The 26,039-nt window shown below is 66.0% G+C and carries 25 protein-coding genes and 1 pseudogene; 13 read left to right on the top strand and 13 right to left on the bottom strand.

Going from position 1 to position 26,039, the window contains the following annotated elements; all coding sequences use genetic code 11:
- Positions 1 to 10: 10 nt before the first annotated feature.
- Positions 11 to 784, bottom strand: a complete 774-nt coding sequence (locus EJI01_RS19260; protein ID WP_126838741.1) for a ferredoxin--NADP reductase — start codon at positions 782 to 784, stop codon at positions 11 to 13.
- A gap of 224 nt (positions 785 to 1,008) precedes the next feature.
- Between EJI01_RS19260 and EJI01_RS19255 the strand changes: the two genes are divergently transcribed.
- From EJI01_RS19255 to EJI01_RS19195, 13 genes are all read left to right on the top strand, one after another.
- Positions 1,009 to 2,616 (top strand): 6-hydroxynicotinate reductase, encoded by a 1,608-nt coding sequence (locus tag EJI01_RS19255; RefSeq protein ID WP_126838740.1) that lies wholly within the window; start codon positions 1,009 to 1,011, stop codon positions 2,614 to 2,616.
- Positions 2,617 to 2,740: 124 nt separating this feature from the next.
- Positions 2,741 to 3,661, top strand: a complete 921-nt coding sequence (locus EJI01_RS19250; RefSeq protein WP_126838739.1) for a UPF0280 family protein — start codon at positions 2,741 to 2,743, stop codon at positions 3,659 to 3,661.
- A gap of 21 nt (positions 3,662 to 3,682) precedes the next feature.
- On the top strand, positions 3,683 to 4,327 hold the full coding sequence (locus EJI01_RS19245; protein ID WP_126838738.1) for an amino acid synthesis family protein: 645 nt from the start codon (positions 3,683 to 3,685) through the stop codon (positions 4,325 to 4,327).
- 127 nt (positions 4,328 to 4,454) lie between these two features.
- Positions 4,455 to 5,039 (top strand): amino acid synthesis family protein, encoded by a 585-nt coding sequence (locus EJI01_RS19240; protein WP_126838737.1) that lies wholly within the window; start codon positions 4,455 to 4,457, stop codon positions 5,037 to 5,039.
- 172 nt (positions 5,040 to 5,211) lie between these two features.
- The gene (locus tag EJI01_RS19235; protein WP_409513970.1) at positions 5,212 to 6,417 is read left to right on the top strand and encodes an ABC transporter substrate-binding protein; all 1,206 of its coding nucleotides are present in this window, start codon (positions 5,212 to 5,214) and stop codon (positions 6,415 to 6,417) included.
- A 171-nt stretch (positions 6,418 to 6,588) separates the two neighbouring features.
- Positions 6,589 to 8,502, top strand: coding sequence for an ABC transporter permease (locus tag EJI01_RS19230; protein WP_126838735.1), 1,914 nt, complete (start codon positions 6,589 to 6,591; stop codon positions 8,500 to 8,502).
- A gap of 132 nt (positions 8,503 to 8,634) precedes the next feature.
- Positions 8,635 to 9,438, top strand: a complete 804-nt coding sequence (locus EJI01_RS19225) for an ABC transporter ATP-binding protein (protein WP_126838734.1) — start codon at positions 8,635 to 8,637, stop codon at positions 9,436 to 9,438.
- Positions 9,435 to 10,169 (top strand): ABC transporter ATP-binding protein, encoded by a 735-nt coding sequence (locus EJI01_RS19220; RefSeq protein ID WP_126838733.1) that lies wholly within the window; start codon positions 9,435 to 9,437, stop codon positions 10,167 to 10,169. The genes EJI01_RS19225 and EJI01_RS19220 overlap by 4 nt, the downstream gene beginning before the upstream one ends.
- Before the next feature lie 124 nt (positions 10,170 to 10,293).
- On the top strand, positions 10,294 to 11,019 hold the full coding sequence (pncA, locus tag EJI01_RS19215) for a bifunctional nicotinamidase/pyrazinamidase (protein ID WP_126838732.1): 726 nt from the start codon (positions 10,294 to 10,296) through the stop codon (positions 11,017 to 11,019).
- A 3-nt stretch (positions 11,020 to 11,022) separates the two neighbouring features.
- Positions 11,023 to 12,177 (top strand): ABC transporter substrate-binding protein, encoded by a 1,155-nt coding sequence (locus tag EJI01_RS19210; protein ID WP_126838731.1) that lies wholly within the window; start codon positions 11,023 to 11,025, stop codon positions 12,175 to 12,177.
- Positions 12,155 to 12,736 (top strand): (2Fe-2S)-binding protein, encoded by a 582-nt coding sequence (locus EJI01_RS19205; RefSeq protein ID WP_126838730.1) that lies wholly within the window; start codon positions 12,155 to 12,157, stop codon positions 12,734 to 12,736. The genes EJI01_RS19210 and EJI01_RS19205 overlap by 23 nt, the downstream gene beginning before the upstream one ends.
- Complete coding sequence (locus tag EJI01_RS19200) at positions 12,733 to 16,434, top strand: molybdopterin cofactor-binding domain-containing protein (RefSeq protein ID WP_126838729.1); 3,702 nt, start codon at positions 12,733 to 12,735, stop codon at positions 16,432 to 16,434. Before EJI01_RS19205 ends, EJI01_RS19200 begins: the two co-directional genes overlap by 4 nt.
- Positions 16,435 to 16,497: 63 nt before the next feature.
- Positions 16,498 to 17,682, top strand: coding sequence for a fumarylacetoacetate hydrolase family protein (locus tag EJI01_RS19195; protein ID WP_126838728.1), 1,185 nt, complete (start codon positions 16,498 to 16,500; stop codon positions 17,680 to 17,682).
- Here EJI01_RS19195 and EJI01_RS19190 read toward each other — a convergent pair.
- The 12 genes and pseudogenes from EJI01_RS19190 to EJI01_RS19130 form a co-directional block, all read right to left on the bottom strand.
- Positions 17,679 to 18,074, bottom strand: a pseudogene (locus EJI01_RS19190) (hypothetical protein); the annotation flags it as partial. The gene EJI01_RS19195 and the pseudogene EJI01_RS19190 sit on opposite strands and share 4 nt — an antisense overlap.
- A gap of 247 nt (positions 18,075 to 18,321) precedes the next feature.
- Complete coding sequence (locus tag EJI01_RS19185) at positions 18,322 to 19,233, bottom strand: HesA/MoeB/ThiF family protein (protein ID WP_126838726.1); 912 nt, start codon at positions 19,231 to 19,233, stop codon at positions 18,322 to 18,324.
- Positions 19,230 to 19,736: a hypothetical protein gene (locus tag EJI01_RS19180; protein WP_126838725.1), complete on the bottom strand. Its 507-nt coding sequence runs from the start codon at positions 19,734 to 19,736 to the stop codon at positions 19,230 to 19,232. The genes EJI01_RS19185 and EJI01_RS19180 overlap by 4 nt, the downstream gene beginning before the upstream one ends.
- Positions 19,733 to 20,062 (bottom strand): hypothetical protein, encoded by a 330-nt coding sequence (locus EJI01_RS19175; protein ID WP_126838724.1) that lies wholly within the window; start codon positions 20,060 to 20,062, stop codon positions 19,733 to 19,735. The genes EJI01_RS19180 and EJI01_RS19175 overlap by 4 nt, the downstream gene beginning before the upstream one ends.
- Positions 20,059 to 20,745, bottom strand: coding sequence for a multiubiquitin domain-containing protein (locus tag EJI01_RS19170; RefSeq protein ID WP_126838723.1), 687 nt, complete (start codon positions 20,743 to 20,745; stop codon positions 20,059 to 20,061). Before EJI01_RS19170 ends, EJI01_RS19175 begins: the two co-directional genes overlap by 4 nt.
- A 165-nt stretch (positions 20,746 to 20,910) precedes the next feature.
- Positions 20,911 to 21,615 carry an ImmA/IrrE family metallo-endopeptidase gene (locus EJI01_RS19165; RefSeq protein WP_126838722.1) on the bottom strand — a complete coding sequence of 235 codons (705 nt, stop codon included), beginning with the start codon at positions 21,613 to 21,615 and terminating at the stop codon, positions 20,911 to 20,913.
- A 15-nt stretch (positions 21,616 to 21,630) separates the two neighbouring features.
- On the bottom strand, positions 21,631 to 21,948 hold the full coding sequence (locus tag EJI01_RS19160; protein ID WP_126838721.1) for a helix-turn-helix domain-containing protein: 318 nt from the start codon (positions 21,946 to 21,948) through the stop codon (positions 21,631 to 21,633).
- Positions 21,949 to 21,996: 48 nt separating this feature from the next.
- Entirely contained in the window at positions 21,997 to 22,635 is a 639-nt protein-coding gene (dcd, locus tag EJI01_RS19155) for a dCTP deaminase (protein ID WP_126838720.1), read from the bottom strand.
- Complete coding sequence (locus EJI01_RS19150; RefSeq protein WP_221885691.1) at positions 22,632 to 23,945, bottom strand: hypothetical protein; 1,314 nt, start codon at positions 23,943 to 23,945, stop codon at positions 22,632 to 22,634. Before EJI01_RS19150 ends, dcd begins: the two co-directional genes overlap by 4 nt.
- Positions 23,942 to 24,382 carry a hypothetical protein gene (locus tag EJI01_RS19145; protein WP_126838718.1) on the bottom strand — a complete coding sequence of 147 codons (441 nt, stop codon included), beginning with the start codon at positions 24,380 to 24,382 and terminating at the stop codon, positions 23,942 to 23,944. The genes EJI01_RS19150 and EJI01_RS19145 overlap by 4 nt, the downstream gene beginning before the upstream one ends.
- A 154-nt stretch (positions 24,383 to 24,536) precedes the next feature.
- A complete protein-coding gene (locus EJI01_RS19140; protein ID WP_126838717.1) occupies positions 24,537 to 25,079 on the bottom strand; it encodes a MerR family transcriptional regulator in 543 nt (180 codons plus the stop codon).
- 499 nt (positions 25,080 to 25,578) lie between these two features.
- Positions 25,579 to 26,039, bottom strand: a 461-nt coding sequence (locus EJI01_RS19130) for a hypothetical protein (protein ID WP_221885690.1), incomplete at its 5' end; no start/stop codon positions are given.

Below are 26,039 nucleotides of genomic sequence, written 5' to 3'. Positions count from 1 at the left end.
CGGGGGGCCATCACTTCTCGGCGAAGGCGCGTTCGACGACAAAGTCGCCGGGGGTCGACGTGTTGCCCTCCTTGAAACCTCTGGCTTCGAGAAGGTGCTTGAGGTCGACCAGCAGCCCCGGACTGCCGCACAGCATCACGCGGTCCTCCGCGGCATTGAGCGGCGGCAGGCCCAGGTCGTCGGTCAGCTTGTTGGTCTCGATCAGCTCGGTGATGCGGCCCATGTTGCGGAACTCCTCGCGCGTCACCGTCGGGTAGTAGAGCAGCTGCTTCTCGATCATCTCGCCCAGGAATTCATGCTTGGGCAGATGGTCGGTCACCAGGTCGTGGTAGGCCAGCTCGTCGATCTGGCGCACGCCGTGCACCAGGATGACCTGCTCGAACTTCTCGTAGGTGTCCGGGTCCCGAATGATGCTCATGAACGGTGCCAGGCCGGTGCCGGTGCCGAACAGGTAGAGGCGCTTCCCGGGCAGCGTGTAGTCGATCAGGAGCGTACCGGTGGGCTTGCGGCCCACGATGATGCTGTCGCCGACCTGGATGTGCTGCAGCTTCGAGGTGAGCGGGCCTTCCTCGACCTTGATGCTGAGGAACTCCAGGTGCTCTTCGTAGTTCGGGCTCACGATGCTGTAGGCGCGCAGCAAGGGCTTGTTGTTGACCTTGAGGCCGATCATCGTGAAGTGGCCGTTGGAGAAGCGCAGCGCCGGGTCGCGCGTGGTGGTGAAGGTGAACAGGCGGTCGGTCCAATGGTGGACGCTCAACACGCGTTCTTCGCTGAATGCACTCATAGGAATCAGGGATGGTTATGAATGAAAAGGGAACCTGCCGATTGTCGGCGACGCCGCGAAAACACCATTGCAAGCATCGATTCTGTTTGCTACATTGGTCTTCAATGTAGTGATTGCAACATGAAAGTGTAGGGAATGCTACACAAACCGAGAGTCCAATACAAGCCGGTCTCCGGCACGGTTGTTGCAGATCCGATCGGCCCTGATTTCAAGAGTAGCCCCCGATGACCGAACACACCAAGACAGACGGATTGCCCGGCATGGACATGCCGGTATTGCCCGAGTCCGACAGCCGCTCGCCCCTGCGCAACGAGCGCATGAGTGCCAGCAAGGTCGAGTGCAACGCCTGCCCGGTGTTGTGCCAGATCTCCGAGGGACGCACCGGCGCCTGCGACCGCTACGCCAACCGCGAGGGCGTGCTGGTGCGGGTCGACCCGGTGCTGCTCCTGCGCCGCGAACTGGCGAGCGAATCGCCCGCGCTGGTGCCTTTCGCGCGGCCGGCGGCTGAAGAGGCGAGCGCCGAGGTGGACCCGGACTGGAGGGGTGATCTCCTCCATGCGGACGAGGTCTTTGTCACCGGCGTGGGCTCCTCCACCACCTACCCCGACTACAAGCCCGCACCCTTCATCGTGGCCTCCAAGGCCCAGGGCGTCGACATGGTCACGGTCGTGACCGAGGGCATCTTCAGCTACTGCAGCTTCAAGGTGAAGATCGACACCGACCGTTTCCTCGGCGCCGAGCAGGCCAACGTGCGCTATCGCGGCGAGGTGGTGGGCCACGTCACCACGGCCGAGTACGGCTCGCAGATGCTCTCGCTCGGCGGCGTGCACCATCTCACCGGCGGCAGCAAGAAGGAAGGCCGCATGACGGCCGAGCTGATGCAGCTGCTGGGCAACAAGAAGCCGGTCGAATGCGTGATCGACGGCGGCGCCAGCATGGTGATCCAAGCCGGGCGTGCGCCCATCGTCAACGGCGTGGAAGAAAAGCGCATGCGCGTGGGCTGCGGCTCGGCGGCCATCGGCATCTTCGCGCGCCAGCTTTTCAGCCAGGCCGACGAGGTGGTGGTGGTCGACGACCACATCACCGGCGTGCTCACCGAGCACCAGGCCGGCCGCTGCCTCGACATGCCGCCCTCGGGCATCCAGATGCGCGGGCGCAAGTCCACGCCCGGGCGCTACTTCCAGGTGGCGAACCCCGGCACCGGCTGGGGCGGCACCGACATCGACGATCCGCTGTCGATCATCGAGGGCTGGGAAGAGGGCGTGGCCAGACCCGGCCTGCGTCTCCTGATGACTTCCACCACCGGCGAGCATGCGCAGTGGTATGTGCTCGATGACGCGCTGCAGCCGGTCGAGCAGGAGATGCCGGCCGAAGTGCGGCGCATCATCGAGCGCATCGGCGAGAACTGCGAGCCCTCGCTGTGCAGCGTGCTCTTCCTCGGCGGCGCCGGCGGGTCCTTGCGCGCCGGCGTCACCGAGAACCCGGTGCTGCTCACGCGCGCCATCAAGCGCGCGCTGGTCAACGTGACCTGCGGCGGTGCACCGGCCTATGTGTGGCCCGGCGGCGGCATCACCGTGATGGCCGACGTACTGCGCATGCCCGACAACAGCTTCGGCACCGTGCCCACGCCCGCGATCGTCGCGCCCATCGAGTTCAGCATGCGGCGCGAGGACTACGCTGCACTCGGCGGCCACATGGAGCATGTGTTCTCGCTCGAGCAGGCGCTGGCGCGCGGCGCCTGGCAGAACGACGGTGCGCCGCTCGCGCGCCAATGGCTTCGCATGGACGATGCGAATCCCTGGCCTCTCGGCCAGCCTCCCATGCTGGGCTAGAAATGTCTGCCCCCCGGCTTTTCACGAGCTTCGCTCGTGTAACTCCACCCCCCGAGGGGGAGGCGCGGCTCGCCTTGGGGCGGCCCGACGGCGGCCGCATGTTCTCTCCGTGGAGCTCTGCGCGATGACCGCCCAACGCAGCGCGCTCGACGGCGGCCGCTGGCATCTCAACCACGGCCCGATCGACATCGTGGCCGAGGCGCACGGCGACGCAGTCGAGGTCGCCGTCGCGCACGAGATCGCATGGCGGCGCTTCGGCGGCGTCCTAGAAGAGCTGGTGGCCGAGCTGCCCCTGCTGCGCCAACCCGTGGGCGCCGAATGCGCGCTGCGAGGCCCGATCGCCCGGCGCATGTGGCAGGCCTGTGCCGCCTTCAGCGCCGGCTTCATCACGCCGATGGCCGCGGTGGCTGGCGCCGTGGCGCAGGAACTCATCGCCTGCTACCAGCGCCCCGGCATCGAGCGCGCGTGGATCAACGACGGCGGCGACATCGCGCTGCATCTGGCTCCGGGCCATTCGGCACGCGTCGGCCTGTTCGCCGATCTCGCGCGCTTCGATCTGCGCGACGGCGGGCCGCTCGCGACCGACGGCCAGTTCGAGATCAGCGCCGAGATGCCGGTGCGCGGCGTCGCCACCAGCGGCTGGCGCGGCCGCAGCTTCTCGCTCGGCATCGCCGACAGCGTGACCGTGCTCGCCGCCACGGCGGCAGAAGCCGATGCCGCCGCCACCGTGATTGCCAATGCGGTCGATGTCGAGGATCCGGGCATCCGTCGACAGCCGGCCAGCACCTGCAAGGACGACAGCGACCTCGGCGAGATACTGGTGACGACCGACGTGCCGCCGCTGGCGCCCGCGCAGGTGCGCCGCGCACTGGATGCGGGCGCGGCCCGCGCGGCGGCCTTGCAGCAATCGGGCCTGGTGTGGTCGGTCGTGCTGGTTTGTCAGGGGCAATGGGCGATGGTCGAGCCCTTAAGCTCGCATGCATCCGGTGTCTCGGCCATTGCGGGGCCGACCCGGGCCGCTGCAGTTGGTTCAGTATTTGCTTAACGAAAAGCAGGGCTTCTTTTCATGATCGAGATACGTCGCGTTTTCACCCACGTCGAGCACATCCACCACGAGTTCGGACCGCGCGCCGCAACGCCCCTGGTGCGCGGCGCCATCGGCGCGGTGCTGACCAATCCCTTCGCAGGCCGCTACGAGCCCGACATCCTGCCGATGATGGAGCTGCTCGACCCGGTCGGCGTGGACATGGCGCACAAGCTGCATGCCGCGATGGATGTGCCGCTCGAGCGGATCGCCACCTACGGCAAGGGCGCGATCGTCGGCGCGGCCGGCGAGCTGGAGCACGGCGCGCTGTGGCACGTGCCCGGCGGCTATGCGATGCGCGAGCTGCTCGGCTGGAAGGGCGACCGTGCCGCCTACCGCTCGGGCACGGTCGACGAGAAGAAGACCGGCCAGCCGGGCAACGCGCTCTCGATCGTGCCTTCCACCAAGAAGGTGGGGCCGCCCGGCGCGGCGCTCGACGTGCCGCTCACCAACATCAATGCCAGCTACGTGCGCGGCCAGTTCGATGCGATCGAAGTGCGCGTGCCCGGCGCGCCGGCCGCCGACGAGATCGTCTTCATCCTCGCGATGAGCACGGGTTACCGCGTGCACGAACGCGTGGGCGGCTTGCGCGCCGAGAACATTTCCAAGTGGGATGGATTGAGATGACTGACCACCTCCGTTGCTTGCTCACTGCGTCCAGCGGCCCGGCAAAGCCGGTTCCGCGGTGTTTCCCGAAAGGGCCTCGCTGCGCTCGCCGGCGCGAATGCCTAAAACCAGAACAGGAGTAGTCAAGATGACCGCCAACATCCGCAAGCTCGTCGTGCAGGTCGACGAAACCCGCAAGGAAATGGGCCAGGCCATCGAGCCGCCCACGCGCCGCGCCGTCGCGATCGCTGTGATCGAGAACCCCTACGCGGGCCGCTACAGCGAGTCGCTCGACGAACTGATCGCCATCGGCGAGGAGCTGGGTGCGCTGCTCGGCCAGAAGGCCGTGGCCGCGCTGGGCATCGAGCCCGGCCAGGCGCAGAGCTACGGCAAGGGCGCGATCGTCGGCGAAGCCGGCGAGCTCGAGCATGCCGCGGCCATCCTGCATCCCAAGCTCGGCGCGCCGCTGCGCTTGGCGGTGGAAAAAGGCGCGGCGCTGGTGCCCTCGGCCAAGAAGCGCGGCACGCTCGGCACCGCCATCGACGTGCCGCTGGGCCACAAGGACGCGGCCTTCGTGCGCAGCCACTTCGATGCCGTCGAGGCTCGCGTGTCGGATGCGCCGCGCGCCAACGAGATCGTCGTTGCGGTCGCGGTCACCGACAGCGGGCGGCCGCTCCCGCGCATCGGTGGTCTCCAAGTTTCCGAGATCAAGGGCGAAGACGGCCTGAAATGAAGCTCACCCCCAGGCTCCCCCACTTCGTGTGGTCCGCCAACCCCCTTCCGGGGGCGCCGCCCTGCGGCCCGGCGAAGCCGGTTCCGCGGCCGCCCCCGAACGGCGAGTGCGCTGCGCGCACCGCATTTGTCCGGTCCCATTGACCATTTTCAACGAGGAGTTCCCCATGACCATGCGCTTTGCCTTCAACGTCGTGTCGCTCGCCGCGCTCACCGTCTCACTGATTCCCGCCGCGCATGCGCAGGGCGTGATCAAGATCGGCGAGATCAACAGCTACAAGGCGCAGCCCGCCTTCCTCGAGCCCTACAAGAAGGGCATGGAGCTCGCGGTCGACGAGATCAACGCCGCCGGCGGCGTCAACGGCAAGAAGATCGAGCTCGTCACGCGCGACGACAACGCCAACCCCGGCGACGCGGTGCGCGTGGCCGAGGAGCTGGTGTCGCGCGAGAAGGTCGACATGCTGGCGGGCACCTTCCTGTCCAACACCGGCCTCGCGGTGACCGACTTCGCGAAGCAGAAGAAGTTCTTCTTCCTCGCGGGCGAACCGCTGACCGACAAGATCACCTGGCAGGGCGGCAATCAATACACCTTCCGCCTGCGCCCCGGCACCTACATGCAGGCCGCGATGCTGGTGCCCGAGGCGGCCAAGCTGAAGAAAAAGCGCTGGGCCGTGGTGTACCCCAACTACGAGTACGGCCAGTCGGCCGTGGCCGCGTTCAAGAACCTGCTGAAGGCTGCGCAGCCGGACGTCGAGTTCGTCGCCGAGCAGGCCACGCCGCTCGGCAAGGTCGATGCCGGCAGCGTGGTGCAGGCGCTGGCCGATGCCAAGCCGGATGCAATCTTCAACGTGCTGTTCGGCGCCGACCTGTCGAAGTTCGTGCGCGAAGGCAACACGCGCGGCCTGTTCAAGGACCGCGAGGTGGTGAGCGTGCTGACCGGCGAGCCCGAGTACCTGGACCCGCTGAAGGACGAGGCGCCCAACGGCTGGATCGTGACCGGCTATCCCTGGTATGGCATCACCACGCCCGAGCATAAGAAGTTCGAGCAGGCCTACCAGGCCAAATTCAAGGATTACCCGCGCCTCGGCTCGGTGGTCGGCTACAGCATGATCCACTCGGCCGCTGCCGGCATCGCCAAGGCCAAGAGCACCGACACCGAGAAGCTGGTCGCGGCCTTCAAGGGCCTGCAGGTCGACACGCCCTTCGGCAAGATCACCTACCGCCCCGAAGACCACCAGTCGACCATGGGCGCCTTCGTGGGCCGCACCAAGAACGAAGGCGGCAAGGGCGTGATGGTGAACTACGTCTACCTCGACGGTGCCGACCCCAAGTACCAGCCGCCCGTCGCCGAGCTGAAGAAGTCGCGAGCCAATGATTGACGCTCGCCCCCAGGCTGCGCGCACTTCGTGTCGCTTCGCCAACCCCCTACCGGGGGCAACACCAGCGGCCCGGCAAAGCCGGTTCCGCGGTGTTTCGCGAACGGGCAGCCTGGCTGCGCCGGCCGCGCGGGGGCCCTCTTCGGGTAGAGCTTCCATGTCGAGGATCTTCGAATGAGCTTTTCGGGTTTCATCGTTCAGCTCTTGAATGGGCTGGCGAGCGCGTCCTCGCTGTTTCTCGTGGCGGCAGGCCTGTCGCTGATCTTCGGCGTCACGCGGATCGTGAACTTCGCGCATGGCTCGTTCTTCATGGTGGGCGTCTACATCGCCTACACGCTGGTCGAGCGGCTGGGCACGGGGCTCGGCTTCTGGCCGGCGCTGGTGATCGCCGCGCTCGCGGTCGGCGTGCTGGGTGCGCTGATCGAGGTGGTGCTGCTGCGCCGCATCTACAAGGCGCCCGAGCTGTTCCAGCTGCTCGCGACCTTCGCGTTGGTGCTGGTGATCAAGGACGCGGTGCTGTGGCTCTGGGGTCCCGACGAATTGCTGGGCCCACGCGCGCCCGGCCTTTCGGGCTCGGTGATGATCCTCGGACGCCAGTTCCCGTCCTATGACCTGTTCCTGATCGTCGTCGGCCCGCTTGTGCTCGGCCTGGTCTGGATGCTGCTCACGCGCACCCGCTTCGGCACGCTGGTGCGCGCCGCCACGCAGGACCGCGAGATGGTCAGCGCGCTCGGCGTCAACCAGGCATGGCTGTTCACCGCCGTGTTCGCGCTCGGCGCACTGCTTGCGGGCCTGGGCGGCGCGCTGCAGCTGCCGCGCGAGCCGGCCACGCTCGAGATGGACCTCAACACCATCGGCGCGGCTTTCGTGGTCGTGGTGGTGGGCGGCATGGGCTCGATCCCCGGCGCCTATGCGGCCGCGCTGCTGATCGCCGAGATCAAGGCGATCTGCATCTGGCTCGGCGTGGTCGACGTCTTCGGCATCAGCGTCTCCTTCTCCAAGCTCACGCTGGTGGTCGACTTCCTCGTGATGGCGGTGGTGCTGGTGTGGCGCCCCTGGGGCCTGTTCGGCCGGCCGCAGGCGCCGAGCCGCTACGTGGGCATGCAGGAGGAGCCGCTGCGCCGCCCGAGCAAGGCTTACCTGATCGCGGCCGCCGTGTTCGGCCTGGTGCTCGCGGCCATGCCCTTCATCACGGCCGATTCGCCCTACACGACCGTGCTGATGATCGACCTCATGATCGCCGCGCTGTTCGCGACCAGCCTGCACTTCATCATGGGCCCGGCCGGCATGCATTCCTTCGGGCATGCGGCCTACTTCGGGCTCGGGGCCTACGGTGCCGCGCTGCTGGTGCGCACGAGCGGCATGCCGATGGAGCTCGCGCTCGTCATCGCCCCGCTGGTGGCGGCGGCCGGCGCCTTCGTCTACGGCTGGTTCGCGGTGCGGTTGTCGGGCGTCTACCTCGCGATGCTCACGCTCGCCTTCGCGCAGATCACCTGGGCCGTCACCTACCAGTGGGACACTTTCACGGGCGGCAGCAACGGCCTCACCGGCGTCTGGCCGGCGGCGTGGCTCTCGGACAAGCGCGTGTACTACTGGCTCACGCTGGTGCTGGTCGCGATCGGCGTGCTGTGGCTGCGGCGCGTGCTGTTCTCGCCCTTCGGCTATGCGCTGCGCGCCGGGCGCGACTCGGCGCTTCGGGCCGATGCGATCGGCATCGACGTCAAGCGCATGCAGTGGGTCGCCTTCGTGATCGCGGGCACCGCGGCGGGGCTGGCCGGCGCGCTCTACGCGTTCTCCAAGGGCAGCATCTCGCCCGAATCGCTGAGCGTAGGCAAGTCGGTGGACGGGCTGGTGATGGTGCTGCTGGGCGGCATCCAGACGCTGGCGGGTCCGGTGGTGGGCGCCGTCACTTTCACCTGGCTGCACGACACGGTGGCGCGCAACACCGACTACTGGCGCGCCATGCTGGGCGGGATCATCCTGCTCCTGGTGCTGCTGTTCCCGCAGGGGATCGCGGGCTTTGCCAAGCAGCTGTTCGATCGGCGGCGCGGTGGCGCGGCCGGCAAGTTGAAGGAGGCAGAGGCATGAACGGGCTCTTGCTCCCTCCCCTTCCGGGGGAGGGTTGGGGTGGGGGCGCCGAACCTTCATCCAACGCAACGATTGAACAGGCGTCCGGCGCCCCTACCCCCACCCTCCCCCGGCGGGGGAGGGAGTAAGACCATGAGCCTTCTTAAAGTTTCGGAACTCGGCAAATCCTTCGGCGGCGTCAAAGCCGTCGACGGCATCAGCTTCGAGCTCGCGCCGGGCGAACTGCTCGCATTGATCGGCCCCAACGGCGCCGGCAAGTCCACCACCTTCAACATGGTCAACGGCCAGTTGAAGGCCGATCGCGGCTCGATCCTGCTCGACGGCCAGGAACTCGTGGGCCGCAAGCCGCGCGAGATCTGGCGCATGGGCGTGGGACGCACCTTCCAGATCGCCGAGACCTTCGCCTCGCTCACGGTGGTGGAGAACGTGCAGATGGCGCTGCTCTCGCATGACCACCGGCTCTTCTCGACCTGGCGCCGCGCCGCCGACCACAAGCGCGAGGAAGCGCTGGCGCTGCTCGACCAGGTCGGCATGAAGAGCCAAGCCGACCGGCCCTGCAGCGTGCTGGCCTATGGCGACGTCAAGCGCGTCGAGCTCGCGATCGCGATGGCCAATTCGCCCAAGCTGCTGCTGATGGACGAGCCCACCGCCGGCATGGCGCCCAAGGAGCGCAACTCGCTGATGGCATTGACCAAGCAACTGGTGATCGACCGCGGCATGGCGGTGCTCTTCACCGAGCACAGCATGGACGTGGTGTTCGCGTACGCCGACCGCATGATCGTGCTGGCGCGCGGGCGCCTCATCGCGCAGGGCAAGCCGCTCGAGATCCGCGACCATCCGAAAGTGCAGGAGGTGTATTTCGGCAGCGGGAAGACCTTCGAGAAGATTGCCGAGAAGGCGGCGGCAGTGAATGCCGCGGTGGGAGAAAACGCATGAGCACGCATGAAGTCCTGCTCGAAGCCAAGGCCCTGTGCGCCTGGTACGGCGCCGCGCAGATCCTCTACGACGTCGACCTCGAGGTGCGGCGCGGCGAAGTCGTCGCGCTCATGGGACGCAACGGCGCCGGCAAGTCGACCACGCTCAAGACGCTGATCGGCATGCTCGGCAAACGCCGCGGCGCGGTGCGCTTCCTGGGCCACGACATCTCGAAGAGCGAGCCGCACCATGCGGCCAAGCTCGGCCTGGGCTTCGTGCCCGAGGACCGGCGCGTGTTCACCGACCTTACAGTGATGGAGAACCTCGAGGTCGGCAAGCAGGCCGCGCGCCGATGGACCGACGGCAGCGATGCGCCGCTGTGGACGCCCGAGCGCCTGTTCAAGCTCTTCCCGAACCTCGGCGAGATGCCGAACCGACCCGGCGGCCGCATGAGCGGCGGCGAGCAGCAGATGCTGACCGTGGCGCGCACGCTGATGGGCAATCCTTACCTGGTGCTGCTCGACGAGCCCTCCGAAGGCGTGGCGCCGGTGATCGTCGAGCAGATGGCCAACATGATCCTCGAGCTCAAGGCGCAGGGCGTGAGCATCCTGCTGTCGGAGCAGAACATGCACTTCGCCGAGCTCGTGTCCGACCGCGCCTACGTGCTCGAGAAGGGGCAGATCCGCTACCAGGCATCGATGGCCGAACTGGCAGCCAACGACGAGGTGCGCAGGGCCTACCTGAGCGTTTGAAGCATATGGCCCCCACGCTCCCGCACTTCGTGTCGTCGCTGCCCCCCGAAGGGGCCGCACGCCGCCTTGGGGCGGCCCGGCGCCGGCGTGGCCCAGCGTTTTCTTAGCCCGAGGAGTTATTACCATGCACAACACGCACCGCAGAACCTTTCTCCAGTCCGCCGCAGCCCTGGGGCTCGCGGGGCTCTCGGCGCCGCTGCTCGCTGCCGCGAAGATCAGGCCGGCAGCGAACGCGGTCCTGATCGTGGTCGACGTGCAGAACTGCTTCGTCGACGGCGGCACGCTGCCGGTCAAGGGCGGTGCCGAGGTGGTGCCGGTGATCAACAAGCTCTCCACCGCCTTCGAGAACATCGTCGTCACGCAGGACTGGCACACGCAGGGCCATGCCTCCTTCGCCAGCGCGCATCCGGGCCAGAAGCCTTTCAGCAGCATCAAGCTGGGCTACGGCAGCCAGGTGCTGTGGCCCGACCACTGCGTGCAGGGCACCGAGGATGCGGCGCTGCACAAGGACCTGAAGCTGCCGACCGCGCAGCTGATCATCCGCAAGGGCTTCCACAAGGGCGTCGACAGCTACTCGGCCTTCGAGGAAGCCGACCGCAAGACCGCCACCGGCCTGGCCGGCTACCTCAAGCAGCGTGGCATCAAGACCGTGTTCGTGAGCGGCCTGGCCACCGACTTCTGCGTCGCCTGGACCGCGCTCGATGCGCGCAAGGCCGGCTTCGAAGCCTACGTGATCGAGGACGCGACGCGCGCCATCGACCTCGACGGCTCGCTGGCCAAGGCCTGGAAGCAGATGGCGGCCAAGGGCGTCAAGCGCATCCAGTCCGCCGACATCGAAGTGGCGGCCTGAGCGATGGCCCCCATCTCCCGACGCGCCGCGGCGGCGCGCTGTGCCGCCGCGCTCGCTGTCTTCTCGACGCTCACGCACGCCGCCGAAACCGGCGTCACCGACACCAGCATCCGCATCGGCCAATCGGCCGTCTTCAGCGGCGTGGCGCAGGATTTCGGCAACGACTACCGCGCCGGCATCAAGCTCTACTTCGACCGCGTGAACAAGGGCGGCGGCGTCAACGGCCGCAAGATCGAACTGCTGTCCTACGACGATGCCTACGAGCCCCAGCGCACCGCGATCAACACGGCCAAGCTGATCGACGAGGACAAGGTGTTCGCGCTGATGGGCTTCGTCGCCACCGGCAACCTGGCGGCGGCCATGCCGCTGGCCGACAAGGCCGGCGTGCCGATGTTCGCGCCGCTGGTGGGCACCACCTCCTTCCGCACCAGGCTCAAACGCAATCTCTTCCACGTGCGCGCGGGCTACGACCTGGAGCTGCGCAAGATCATCAGCCACTTGTCGACCATCGGCATCCACAACATCGCCGTCGTGTACCAGGACAGCGCCTTCGGCAAGTCGAACCTCGCGACCTGCGAGCAGCTCGCGGCCGAATACAAGGTCAAGGTGGTGCAGGCGCTGCCGATGGCGATTGCCGCGACCGACGCCAAGGAAATCGGTGAGAGCCTGATGAAGGCCAAGCCCGGCGCGGTGGTGATGATCATGGCCGGGCGCATGAGCGAGGTCTTCATCCGCGACTACCGCGGCGGCGGGGCGGCGGCGCCGCTCTACACGCTGTCGGTCGGCATCACCGATGCGGCCGGTTCGGCGCAGCGCCTGGGCGGCAAGCTCGAAGGCCTGGTCACCGCCAGCATCGTGCCGCCGCCGCAGGCGGTGCGGGTGCCGATCGTGGCCGACTACCGGCGTGACCGCGCCGAGTTCGGCGAGAAGATCGACAGCTACACCGCGCTCGAGGGCTACATCGCCGCGCGCGTGTTCGTCGAAGGGATCAAGCGCGCCGGCCGCCACCTCACGCGCGAGAGCTTCGTCGCCGCGCTCGAGAGCCTGGGCGAGACGCGCATCGGCGAGTTCCCGGTGGCCTACGGGCCGAAGAACCACAACGGCTCGACCTTCGTCGATCTGGAGATGTACACACGTGACGGACGCCTTCAGCGCTGAGACCTTCGCCCTGCAGGTCAACGGGTGCGCGCAGGTGCTCGCGGTGCCGCGCGAGGCATCGCTCCTGCACGTGCTGCGCAACGACCTCGGCCTGAACGGACCCAAGTACGGCTGCGGGCTGGGCCAGTGCGGCGCCTGCACCGTGTGGGTGGACGGCGTGGCGGCACGGGCCTGTGTGATTCCGGCGCATGGCGTGGCCGGCCGGGAGATCACGACCCTTGAAGGGCTGGCAGATGTCGCCCCCAGGCTCGGCACTATCGTGTCCTCGCCACCCCCCGAGGGGGCTGCCGCGCCTTGGGGCGGTCCGGCGGCGCGGCGCGGGCGTTGGCATCCGGTGCAGCAGGGCTTCGAGGAGGCCCAGGCGGCGCAATGCGGCTACTGCCTGAACGGCATGGTGATGCAGGCGGCGGCGCTGCTGGCGCGCGAGCCGCATCCCAGCGAGGCGCAGATCCGCAACGAGCTCTCGGGCAACCTGTGCCGTTGCGGCACGCATGTCGAGATCATGGCCGCGGTGCAGCGCGCTGCAGAGCTGATGGCATCGAAGGACGCTGATTCGTGAACCGGCGCGCCGACCTGCCGCGCACTCGCAGCGACTTCCTGCATGCCGAAGGCGTGCTCGTCGTCGTGCGCGAGACGCCGCCCGCGCCGCCGGCGGTCAACGGCCAGCCGCCCGCGGTGTTCGGCAATCCCGCAGAGGGCCCCGAGATCCTGCTTGCGCTGTGGGACGACGGCAGCGCGACCGCACTCCACGGCCACGTCGACCTCGGCACCGGCATCCAGACCGCGCTGTCGCAGATCGTCGCCGAGGAGCTCGACCTGCCGCTAGCGCAGATCCGCATGGTGCTCGGCGATACCGCGCGCGCGCCGAACCAGGGCGCGACCATCGCCAGCGCCTCGCTGCAGATCCATGCGCAGCCGCTGCGGCTCGCGGCCGCGCAGGCGCGCGCCTGGCTCGTCGCGCAGGCCTCCGAGCGCTTCGGCGTGCAGCCTTCGCTGCTGGCGGTGCGCGAGGGGCGCATCCATGCCGGCGACGGTTCGGCCTTCGGCGTCGGCTTCGGCGAGCTGGTGGCGGGCGCGCGCACCGTGCTCCAGCTCGACGGCGGCGCCCGTCTCAAGGACCCGAAGGACTACCGCATCGTCGGCAGCCCGGTGCCGCGCGTCGACATCCCGGCCAAGCTCGCGGGCGAGCTGGTCTTCGTGCACGACATGCGCGCGAGCGGCATGCTGCACGGCCGCGTCGTGCGCCCGCCCTATGCGGGCGCGGACCATGGCGACTACATCGGCAACACGCTCGAATCGGTGGACGAATCCTCGATCGCCCACATTCCCGGCATTCGCGCGGTGGTGGTGATCCGCGACTTCGTCGGCATCGTCGCCGAGCGCGAGGAACATGCAGAGCAGGCGCTGCGCGAGTTGCGCGTGGCGTGGAAGCAATGGCCGGGCCTGCCCTCGCTCGATGACCTCGAAGGCGCGATCCGCGCCAATCCCGCCACGCAGCGCCTCCTGGTCGACGAAGGCGATGTCGACGGCGCGCTCGCCGACGCGGCCGAGCCGATGCCGCGCACCTATGTCTGGCCCTATCAGATGCATGCGTCGATCGGGCCTTCGTGCGCGCTCGCGCATTGGCAGCCCGAAGGCGAGGGCGGCGATGTGCAGCTGCGCGTATGGGCCGGCTCGCAGAATCCGCATGTGCTGCGCGCCGATCTCGCCAAGCTCATGGGCTTGCAGGACGTCGCGGTCGACGTCGTGCGCATGGAGGCCGCGGGCTGCTATGGCCGCAACAGTGCCGACGACGTCGCGGCCGATGCGGCATTGCTCGCGCGCGCGGCCGGCGCGCCGGTGCGCGTGCAGCTCACGCGCGAGCAGGAGCATGCGTGGGAGCCCAAGGGCGCGGCGCAGCTGATGCAGGTGCAGGGCGGGCTCGATGCCGAATGCGGCGTCGCGGCCTACGACTTCGAGACCTCCTACCCGTCGAACGGCGCGCCCACGCTGGCGCTCCTGCTCACGCGCACCGTCGAGCCGGCGGCGCAGGCCTTCGAGATGGGCGACCGCACCGCGCGGCCGCCCTATGCCTACGGCAACCTGCGCGTCAAGGTCAACGACATGGCGCCGATCGTGCGCGCGTCGTGGCTGCGCGGCGTGTCGGCGCTGCCGAACGCCTTCGCGCACGAGTCCTATGTCGACGAGCTGGCCACCGCCGCCGGCGTCGATCCGGTCGCATTCCGCCTGCGGCATCTGCAGGATCCGCGCGCGGTGGACTTGGTGCGCGAAACCGCGCAGAAGGCCGGCTGGCGCATGCGCACCGGTCCACAGGAGAACGCAGACGGGGGCCTCGGCCCCGGTGGCGACGTGCTGTTCGGCCAGGGCTTTGCGTACGCGCGCTACGTGCACAGCAAGTGGCCCGGCTTCGGCGCAGCCTGGTCGGCCTGGGTGGCCGATGTCGAGGTCAACCGCAAGACCGGGGAGGTGCATGTGCGCCGGGTGGTGGTCGGGCACGACGCCGGTCTGATGGTCAATCCGGCCGGTGTCGAGCACCAGATCCACGGCAACGTGATCCAGACCACCAGCCGCGCGTTGAAAGAGCGCGTGCAGTTCGCGCCGCAGGCGGCGCCCAACCCCGGCGTGGTGGCGAGCCGCGAATGGGGCAGCTATCCGATCGTCAATTTCCGCGACGTGCCGGTGATCGAGGTCATGCACATGCAGCGGCCCGGCGAGCCGCCGCTGGGAGCGGGTGAATCGTCCTCGGTGCCCGGCACGGCGGCGATCGCGAATGCGATCTTCGATGCGACGGGGGTGCGCTTCAGGGCGCCGCCGTTCACGCCGGAGGTGGTACGGGCTGCGCTGAATCCTCTCCCTCCCCCGCCGGGGGAGGGCTGGGATGGGGGCACGCGGTCGGTCAATGCTGGCGCCGTCATACCCCCATCCCAACCTTCCCCCGGAAGGGGAAGGAGCAAGTCCGTGTGGGCCACGGCAGCAGCCCTCGTCATCGGCGGCATCGGCGTCATCGCCGGCCTGTTCGGCTGGCGCTCGACCATCGCCCCCGTCACCTTCAGCGCCCCCGCCTACAGCCCATCCACCATCGAACGCGGCCGCACGCTCGCCGCCATCGGCGACTGCGCCGTCTGCCACACCGCGCCGGGCGGCACGCCCCATGCCGGCGGCCGTGCGATGGACACGCCCTTCGGCACCATCTACACCACCAACCTCACGCCCGATGCCGACACCGGCCTGGGCCGCTGGTCCTTCAGCGCCTTCCAGCGCGCGATGCGCGAGGGCATCTCGCGCGACGGGCATCACCTCTATCCGGCCTTTCCCTACACCGCCTTCGCCAAGACCAGCGACGACGACCTGCAGGCGCTCTACTCTTACTTCATGTCGCTGCCCGCGGTGCGCGCGCCCACGCCCGAAGCCGAGCTCAAGTTTCCCTTCGGCCTGCGGCCGCTGATGGCCGGCTGGAATGCGCTCTTCCACGATCCGGCGCCGATGCAGCCGGTGGCGAACCGAAGCGCCGAATGGAACCGCGGCGCCTACCTCGTCAATGGCCTGGGCCACTGCGGCGCCTGCCACACGCCGCGCAATGCGTTGGGCGCGGAGCAGGGCGGCAGCGCCTTTCTTTCCGGCGCGATGGTCGAGGGATGGGAGGCGCCGGCATTGACGAGCCTCTCGAAGGCAGCCGTGCCCTGGAATGCCGATGCGCTCTACCGTTACTTGCGCAACGGCCACAGCCCACGCCACGGCATCGCCGGCGGCCCGATGGCCGAGGTGGTGCGCGAGTTGGGTTCGGTGCCCGACGAGGACATCCGCGCGATGGCGACCTATCTCGCCTCCTTCAACCCGGCCGCGAGCGATGTCGAAGCGAGCGCACAGGCGCAGCGCGCGGTCGCCACCGCCGCCGCCGGCCAGGGCCAACTGCTGGGCCCCGCCCAGCGCATGTTCGACGGCGCCTGCGCCGCCTGCCACCACGACGGCAACGGGCCGACCCTGCTGGGCGTGAACACGCCGCTCGCGCTCAACAGCAACCTCACGAGCGACAAGCCGGACAACCTGCTGCGCACCATCCTCGACGGCGTGCGCGAACCGGCTTCGCGCGAGATCGGCTTCATGCCGGCTTTCCGCGATGCGCTCGACGATGCGCAGATCGCCGAGCTGGCCGGCTACATGCGCGCGCGCTTCGCACCGCAGGCGACTGCCTGGAAAGACCTGCCGCGGAGCGTCGCGCGCGTGCGTGCCGCAGGACAGGCCCACACGGCGCGCTGACAGTCCCGTACGATCGCCCATGCAGAGGCCGGCTCATCGGCCCGATCAATCTGGAGACCTCGCATGCCCCCGACCCTCTCGCCCGCCCCCAGCCTGCCTCGCGATGCCGGGCGCGCCACCCTGATCGGACGCCTCTGGCAGCCGGGCCTAGGGCCGACGCCGGTGGCCGTGAAAGAGGGCGGCTTGCACGACCTCACCCGCCTCGCGCCCACCATCAGCCAGCTGCTCGAACTCGACGATGCCGCAGGCGCCGTGCAGCAGGCCCTGCGCGACAACAACGCACCGCGCATCGCTGCGCTCGATGCGGCGCTGGCCAACAGCGACGAGGCCAGGCGCGATCCCGAACTACCCTGGCTGCTGGCGCCCTGCGACTTGCAGGCCGTCAAGGCCAGCGGCGTGACCTTCGTCGCCAGCCTGCTGGAGCGCGTGATCGAGGAGCAGTCCCGCGGCGACGCATCGAAGGCCGATGCCATCCGCACGGCGCTCGGCGGCGTGCTCGGCGACAACCTCGCGGGCATCGTGCCCGGCTCGCCGCAGGCGGCGCAGGTCAAGGAGCTGCTGATCGCGCAGGGCGCCTGGTCGCAGTACCTCGAGGTCGGCATCGGCCCCGATGCCGAGATCTTCACCAAGGCGCCGGTACTGGCCTCGGTGGGCACCGGCGCCGACGTCGGCATCCACTCGGGCTCGGTCTGGAACAACCCCGAGCCGGAGGTCGTGCTCGCGGTCAACAGCCGTGGCCAGACGCTGGGCGCCGCCTTGGGGAACGACGTCAACCTGCGCGACTTCGAAGGCCGCAGCGCGCTCTTGCTCGGCAAGGCCAAGGACAACAACGCCTCGTGCGCGATCGGCCCCTTCATCCGCCTCTTCGACGCCCACTTCGGCATCGACGACGTGCGCCGCATCACGGTGGCGCTGCGCGTCGCCGGCCCTGAAGGTTTCGTGCTCGAAGGCGAGAGCTCGCTGGCGCTGATCAGCCGCGACCCGCTGGACATCGTGTCGCAGGCGATCAGCCCGCACCATGCCTACCCGGACGGCCTGATGCTCTTCCTGGGCACCATGTTCGCGCCGACGCAGGACCGCCAAGGCCCGGGCCAGGGCTTCACCCATGTGGTCGGCGACCGCGTGACCATCTCGGCGCCCGAGCTCGGCGCGCTGGAGAACCGCGTCGTGCATTCGGACCAGGCCGCGCGCTGGTCTTTCGGGATCGGTGCGCTGATGCGCAACTTGGCAGGCCGCGGGCTGCTCTAGGTGTCCGCGCGCAAGGCCCGGCGGTACTGCACCGCCTCCGCCACATGCGGGACCTGCACGTCGCCGGCGCCGGCCAGGTCGGCGATCGTGCGGGCGACCTTCAGCGCACGGTGCGTGCTGCGCGCCGACCAGCCCAGCCGCGCCGCCGCGCTGTGCATGAACTTGAGCGCCGCCGCATCGAGCGCGGCATGCCGGTCGATCTCGGCACCCTGCAAAGCCTGGTTCGGTTTGCCTTGGCGCTCCATCGCGCGTCCACGCGCCTCGACCACGCGCCCGCGGATGCTGCCGGTGGCTTCGCCGGCCGGCGCTTCGAGCAGCTGCACAGCCGAGACTGCAGGCACCTCGATGTGCAGATCGATGCGGTCGAGCAGCGGGCCGCTCAGCTTGCCCTGTGTGGTGCGCCACATTTACTGATCGGTGGTTTTGTTGTGGAGCAACAAGTTAGGCGCCAACTACGGTGCGGTCCACTACTGAGATAAGGTCAAGATTCATGACAATTTCCCATCTGCGCGCCACAGTTCGTGGAACGCGGATCTTTTCCGCTATCGCCCGCTTGGGCAACGACGAGATTGCCGAAGTCTTGGCGAACTTCCGCGTACACGTCGATGCAGGTGGGCCGAACGCGAGGACTTTCCTGGCTCAATGCGCCAATGACCCCGCGAGTATCGATCGGAGCCCCTTTCGCAGGGCGAGCAACAGCCTTTGCCAAGGGGCGGGGCGTCGCTCCATCTCGGCATGCCTGGAGGGCGGTCGTCTGATGTCGAATATGGCGTCTCCCGCCTCTTCGGCAAAGAAGTGCGAGCAGCGACGTTGCAACAACACCGTATGGCCTTGATGCGGGACGATCGTGTGCTTATTGCCGTCGTATTCGAGGTATGCGCCGGCAGGGGCGGTGGCGTGCCAGGGGCAGATCTGTTGGATCACGAGGCCAACCGCGGCAGCGGCGAGCACGCCATTGGGCCATACGACTTGAGGCTTGCTTCCTGCGGCACCGTACTTGCGTGCTTCCTGCTCCAGCGCGTCATCGGTGACAACGCTTAGGCAACGCAGGCACGGTGCGCCAGGCGTTACCAGAACGACTTGTCCCGCGATCAGGAAGTGGTCTCCGACCTTGTGCACGTCCATACCCATGTCTACGTAGGGGATGAGGTACCTTCGGCAGTAGCGATCTAGCTCGTCCTTCGCCCGGACCGAGTCGAGTCCGCCCACGATGAGGTCGCACGACTTCAAATGGCCGGCCGCGTCTTGCCAGTTCGCGAACGCTGCGATGATGTTGGATTCCGGGAGCACCCCGCGAATGACGCGACTGGCGATATCGACTTTTCTCGCGCGTTGCTCCACGTCGGCGGTCGTCGCGCCGACCAGGCGGTTGAGGTTCGACTCCTCGATGACATCGGGGTCAACCAGGACGTAGTTGCCGATGCCGACATGGGCGAGCTGCTGGGCGACGTGTGAGCCGCCGCCGCCCAGGCCCACGATACCCACACGGGCCTCAGCCAATACGCGCGTGCTGTCTGCGCCGAGGAAGCTCTGGCGGGCGCTCTTGCTCATGCTGCTTCTCCAATCCGTTGAAATTGCGCGCCGATTTCCACGAATCCAGCAACGTAAGTGGGGCGGATCTTTGGCGCGGTCCACATCAGTCCGCGGGCGCTGTCGTTGCTGAGGACGATGATCCCGTGCGGCATTCCAGGCAAAGCGTTGAAGAAACCCGGCACGAAGCTGGCAGCGCTTTTCAGGTCGGTGGCCGAGAACTCGGGACGGCTCCATCCGCCGTGCGTGTGGACGTGCAGGATGCAGGACTTGTGCTTGTAGGCTGCCTCGAGTGCCTTGCGAATGGCGTCGGGGCCGATTTGTGCGCCCACCGCCATGCTGCGCTCATAGTCGTCGTCTGCTACTGGCTGGTAGTTACGGGCGACCAGCATGAGATCGTCACCCATCCAAGTCGCACCGGCGTTGATGAAGCCGACACGCTCATAGGCGAATGGGTGGTGTCGATGCAGATCGGCGCGGATATCCCGCAGCAGGGACGACAGGATTTTGACCCTGATGTTCATGCGAAGGCCCTCAAGTGGTTGGCAAGCATCTGATGCCAGGGCAGTGCGGCCGACACTCCCTGCCAGGAGCAGGCCTGCCAGTTGCGCCCGATCAACTGGAAGGCGTTCCAGTTCTTGGCGTTGAGGGCGCTGATCTGCCGTTCCAGGAACAGGCGGGATTCGTAACCCGCGTGGTGCGCAGGGTAGAGCAGGGCGTCGAGTTGTACGATCCCCGCCGGCGTGTCGATCCTCAGCGCGGGGAGGAAGGCGCACAGCACCCCCCCCTCGTGGACCGCCTGTGCCGCGGGGTAGTACTGCTTGAGCGCCTCGAACTTGTGAGCGCTCACGACGACTGGCCGCAGGGGGCGTGGGAGGTGAAGCGCATGTCGTTCTTCAGGCGCACGCGCTGGTCGGGCTTCAGGGGAACCAGGCGATCGCCCTCGAATACCGCCAGCACATAGCCCTGTTCGACTTGGAACTTCGTCTTGAGCTGTTCGGTCGTATAGACGCCGCGCGGCATCTCGTAGGGCACTTCGCCGTAGTAGACCGTGACAGTTTTTGGCGCACGCTTGGTACGGAAACGCTCAGTGCCCTTGCCTGAGAGATCGACGACATCGTCATCGTCCAGAACGCGATCAGGGCTCTCTTCCAGCTCCAGGATGACGTCGAAGTCCTCGTCCACGCCGGTGAGGTGGCGCAGCAGTGCTGCATTGACCTTGGCCTTCGGCCACTCGATCTTCATGCCATCCAGGATGAACCGGTAGGTCGCGTCGCTCTCGATCACGTAGAACCGTTCGACACCCGCTTCGCGCAGGTCGACGACCTCGTCGGGCCTGATCTCTTCAAGGTTCCCGCTCTTGAGGCGCTGGAGCACGATTACCTCGTCGGCAGACCGGTAGCCTGCGGCTGCCGCCAGTTGCGTGGCGTTTACCTTCGGGTCGTTCATGTCGACGGTGCGTTCCTGGAGCGCTTCGTCCAGGATCACGATGCGCTGTTCATCACCATCTTGACTGCCGTGTTGCGTTTTCATGCGATCTCCTTGATCGATGGGTTGCACCTTGTTCGAAGGGCTGTTGACCCTCCACCTTGAGCGGCAGATCCGTGATTTAGCGGAACCGCCTAACAGCCGATACGCTGATAAGCGGATTATTGGATAAATTTCTTGCAAGCGCAAGCCCCCCGGGGTGTGGGCCGTTTAGAACAGGGTGGAGGTCAGCCCGGCATCGCGAACTACTTGCAGCTTCAGCAGACGGATGCGGGCGGCTTCAGAGGAGACTTGGAAGGCGGACTGCACTTCTCCCACCATGGCTTCAAAGAGATCGCCACAGGCGGCAAGGCCGCCACGGATGTAGTTGGGAAATCGATGAGCGATGACCAGACGCACTTGCGTGGCCGGCATTAGGATTGCGCCCGACACGTAGCCCGCTTGCCACTCCATCCAGTCGGATTGACCAGCATTGAGCATGTTTCCTTCCCTGCAAGCCTGAACGCGGTCCGTCTGAACTTCTTCATCGTCGAAGAGACCAGGCCCCGTACAGCGCTCAAACAGGATGTTGTGCAGCAGCGCGTGTCCAAGCTCGTGCGCAAGCGTCGTGCGCAATCTATTTTCTCGCTTGGCCTCCGATAACCTGGCAGCGATGCGGATGCTGGGCTTGCCGTCCGGATTGAAAAGAGTCACGCCCTCTACGTCGGACCCTAGTTGTGAAAGATCGGCGTAGAGGTCGAGGTCCTCCGCGTGCACCTCGATCAACGACGCTAGATCATCTGTGCAGATTGGGAACAGCGCATTTCCGTGCTTTTCGGTGAGATAGCTTGTCACCGCGTACTCGGAGATTTCGTCCAACTCTTCCTGCGTGTAGTGCGGTCGCTCGGGAAGCCTTCTGGTGACATCTAGAATCATCCGCACGGCTGGCTCCTAACGGGACAGCTGTTTTCGGAAGGCCATCATGGCCTTCTCGAATTGCTCCGGTTGCAGCCCTCTGTCAGTCAGGTCGTCAGGCCATTTGCGCGCCAAGTAGAGCAGGTAATCCGGATGCAGGCCCAGCACGCTAGCTAGTTGCAGCGCGATCTCCGAGGAAGGCACCCGGCGATCATGCTCAAGGTCGTTGAGATATTGAGGCGAAATTGACTCGCCGTCTTCGCGGCGTACAGACGCCGCGAGTTCCTTTTGGTTCATTCCCTTGGCCTTTCGCGCTTCGGAAATGACCTTGCCCAGTGTCTTGCCTTCGGTCATGCATTGAATCTACGTTAATCCGCAGAATAGCGGAGATTCAACCTGCGTTCAAGTGCGTCCGGGCCCTTTGCTCAAGAACGCTTCGTCCTTCTTCGCAATGTCTCCGGCTGAAGGCTCAAAGGCCATCTGGAATTGCCCCTGTTTCTTCAGGTGTTCGTCGTCACGCGCTGGGTCCGCACGGTGAAGATCGTAGAACGCGATCTGCGCAAGTCGCAGGCCCGGATAGAGCTTGATCGGGATCTGGCCGAAGTTGGCCAGTTCAAGCGTGACGATGCCCGTGTAGCCTGGATTGACGATGGTGGCGGTGGCGATGTTCAGCCCTTCCCGCGCCCAAGATGAACGAGCCGTCACCACACCTTGCAGATCCCCAGGCAGTAGCACCCATTCAAGCGTGGGAACCAAGGCGAGTGACCCAGGATGGAGTAGAAAGGACTCCCCGAAAGGGATGTCGAAGCGCTCGTGCTTTTGCTTCTTGCCCTCCATCGCCCCATGGGCTTGCATAGGAGCGTTCGCATAGGCGTTTGGATCAACGTGCGACTGGGCACCTGCGCGAGCCACGAGGGCGACGGTCCCCATGCGCAAGTCGACAGATGACATTCCTAGCTGGTCAGTGCCGAGGATCGGCGAGATGAAGAGTTCGCGCGATTTCATGCGCGCCAGAATCGAACTTCTCGACAGCGCGGTCATGCGGTAGTGCCCTGGAACTTCTTGATGGCCCGCTGTTGCATGATGGCATGTTCACACAGTCGATTCAGTGTCTTCTGATCGATGTCCGTAGAGTGCCCATGAATCCAACCGGCATAGAGGATGTGCCGAAAATCGATCTGCTCGAGCGTCAATGAATCATCCTGCTCCACAGCGAAGCCCGCGGGAGGCACCAGATGCCCCAGGTCATTGAGCAGACCGGGTAGGAGCCGATCTGGATTCGATGGGTAAGCCGCTGGCGGATGCACATCGAGGAGCGCCTTAATTTCATTCAAGGCGTCCGTTAGAGATGCTCGATCAATGATGTCGCACCAAGGGTCGGCGTACCTCTTGTTTCGAATTGCGTCCCAGAAGCTCTTCGCTGCCGCATCTGTTCCTGGGTCACCGCTGGACACCGTGTCCATTCCAAGAATCGAAGCGCCGTCCAGCAACATGTTGAGACGCCACGCGATCGGGGGGTGGTCTGGGCCCCAGCGCAATCCGGTTGGATCCATCGCAAGGAGCAGGTGCCAGGCTGCGGCGACATAACTTGGACCGAAGCTCACCAACCCGATGAGATCGCACAGGACCTCCTCGACCCACGCGTCCCAGTCTGAAAAGCGGTAAAGATCGGCCTCTTGTCGCATGCTCCGACTAATCAAGTGCTGCTTGACGAGGAAGGGGGCATCTTTGTCGAACATTCGGGCGGCGGTTGTGGCCGAGGACTCGAGAACATTGCCCGTCTTCCCAAGATGGGTGCGACGCACGTGCTTTAGATGTCGTTGGTGTTTCGCATTCGCGTAGATCGCGTGGCCGATCTCGTGCCCCAGGATCGCGTGTAGCAGCACGAAGTGCTTCAGCGTCCGCGGGAGCACGATTGTCAGAATTTTGCGCCGACTTGCCGAAGGGCGGCTTTGCTCTGGATCAATCGAATAGCCAAACTCGCCCTGCGACAGGACATGAATCTGGGGCGGCGTGGAATCGTCGGCCAGTGTCGCTTCAGAACAGATGCCAGCTGCCAGATCCTTCAACTCTTCGACGAATGGCCACGAGTACTCTCCGATAGATGAGCGTTCGATTCGCGCGATGAGATATGTCAGACGCTGCAGCAACTTGGAGAAGGCAGTGAGCTGACTGTGATCGCCCTCTTCGCAGCCTTTGATGCCGGCCTCGGTGGATTCGAGCCGGATGAGGCACTCGTCGTAAAAATCTTTGCTGCCGTCTGCGCCGTACTTGTACCTGAGCGTCTCGTCGAGAACATCACGTACGTTGGCGCATTCCTGGAGCAGGAAGGCCTTGGGTGAGAGCATCACCTTGCGGGGAGCTGTTCCGAGAAGCGGCGGAAAAAAAGTTGGCACTGATTGGCAATGGCAGTATCCAGCTTGCCAGCAACCAGCTGCCGCAATGAATCTTGCAGCGTCGTGACTACCTGCTCCTTGTCGACCGAGCCAAACACCTCCGCCTTGGCCCGCTCAAGGGCATCTTGGATGTTCACGTACCAGTCCTTGAAGCCCCCAGCATGCAAGTACTCCGGCTCACCGGTTTCAAGGGCGAGCACCCCCTTGCGATGTTCATCTGCGAAGGCGTCGTACCGGTACATCTCAAGAACACGGAAAACGTTCTCCAGAGGTACCTGGGCCAGGGTTACGCGAGCGCCACCGGGTTCGGAGAAATATCGAGAGACGTCCGAGGCGTAGCGTTTGCAAAGCATGTCACTGTCGTCACCTGGAAGAAGCGAAATGATGCTCATGGCAGACCCCTCAAGTCAGGACGACAGCGGGCGCCGCTGTCGCGTGCCGGCGTAAAAAATACACCAAAATTCCTAGTCACGTCCGTGCTCCTGCCCATAGGACTGCAGAGGATACGACAGTCGGCAAACCGAGCGCCACACTAATCCGCAGTGCTCATGCGGCGCCTCGACGCTGTTCTCTCTTTTGTCGCACGGCGGCCCACACCTTCTGTCGAATGGCCTCCGCCTCTTTCGCCTTGCTAGGCTCCAGACGCACGACGTTGTTCTTGCTATCGACGATCAGACTCGCGGAGACCTCTTGGGTCAGCCGATCCAAGTCTACGACGAACGAAAAGGCCAACTGGCCGGTGCGAAGCTCGCAGTCTGCCTGCTCGGCCGTCCGCAAGCAAAGCTCGCCCCCCTGGACAAACAGCAGCTGGTCGATGCGTTGGCCCACCTCGATCGGCCCGAACTCGTCCCGAAAGGTGCTCAGAGCGACCCGCAAGTGCCTGATTCGTCCGCGATCCTTGCAGATCTGCCGGAGCGCGCGCAGCACCACTATGTCTGCAAAGCTGTACCTGCGCGCGACACCTCGGCCGCCAACGCCTGCCTCGGGACGGAAGACATCTTCTCGGGCCAAGTAGTCCAGCATGTACTTGCTGAATCCGCTCAATGCAGCTGCCTCATGAAGGCGGAACGCATGGGCGGGATGAAGCATAAAATTGAGTCTAGCGCAAGACTATAGACTAGGCAAGAAGCCACCTGCGGACGCCCGGGCGCTTGAGTTCCTGATGAATCCAGGCGTAGTCCGGGTCGAGCTGTCGGCTCGAGCGCGGCACGGCCGGCCGGTAAAGGCGAGCTTCCAGTTCTTCATCCGAGAGCCTCTGGGCAACACGCTCCAATCCACGCCGGCAGCACGCGCCAGCGGCATGAATTTGCCGACGGCTCCCTTGCCGATGCCGACGGCGCGGGCGACTTGGGCGTAGCTCAGGTCGGCTTCAAGGTGCAGGCGAAGGGCCTGTCGAATCTGGCGCATCGTGATCCTGGGAGTGGGCATGGCGGGCCGAAAAATCGGCCAGCATGCCAACGGTCGAGATCACCCGCACGCTCCGCAATCGTCCACGTTCATCTGAAATACCGCCCACGATCGGCTGAAATGGGCGTCCACGATGCCCTGAAATACGCAGTGCTAGTCTGGCCGCTGCATTTTCAGGCAGTCAGTCAGATCGAGGAGCTAAGTTGATCTGTACGCTTGGCGCGAGCATGACGTCACCTGCACTGTTGATAGTCATATCAAGGGGCCGCTTCATGGGGTCAAGCTCGTCGGCAACGCTCAGTGCCAGTTGCACCCATTCGTTGAACTGCGAGTTTGGTCTGGAAATGAGGTCTGGGTGAGTGGAAAGCGCCGAAACCATGTCGCGAATATCTTGAGAGGCTCTGCGCTGCTCACCTAAGTCGATGATGTGCTGTCGAACTCTTTTTCGATGTGCGGCGATTTCTTCCAGGCGCTGGGTTTCTTTTGCGCGCTCGGCCGCTTCACGCTCTTCCGCGATCTCGGCGCGTCGCTCGACTCTGTGCTCGTAGACGATCTGTGCGGAGTAGCGCATGGACAACTCGGCTCGACCGAGCAGAGCCTGGATGATAGTTGGCAGCTGACTTTCGAGCTTTTCCCCCGGCT

The organism is Variovorax sp. MHTC-1 (assembly GCF_003984645.1).
Lineage (GTDB): Bacteria > Pseudomonadota > Gammaproteobacteria > Burkholderiales > Burkholderiaceae_C > Variovorax.
The sequence above is the reverse complement of the archived record's forward strand: the minus strand, read 5'-3'. Positions and strand labels throughout refer to the sequence as shown.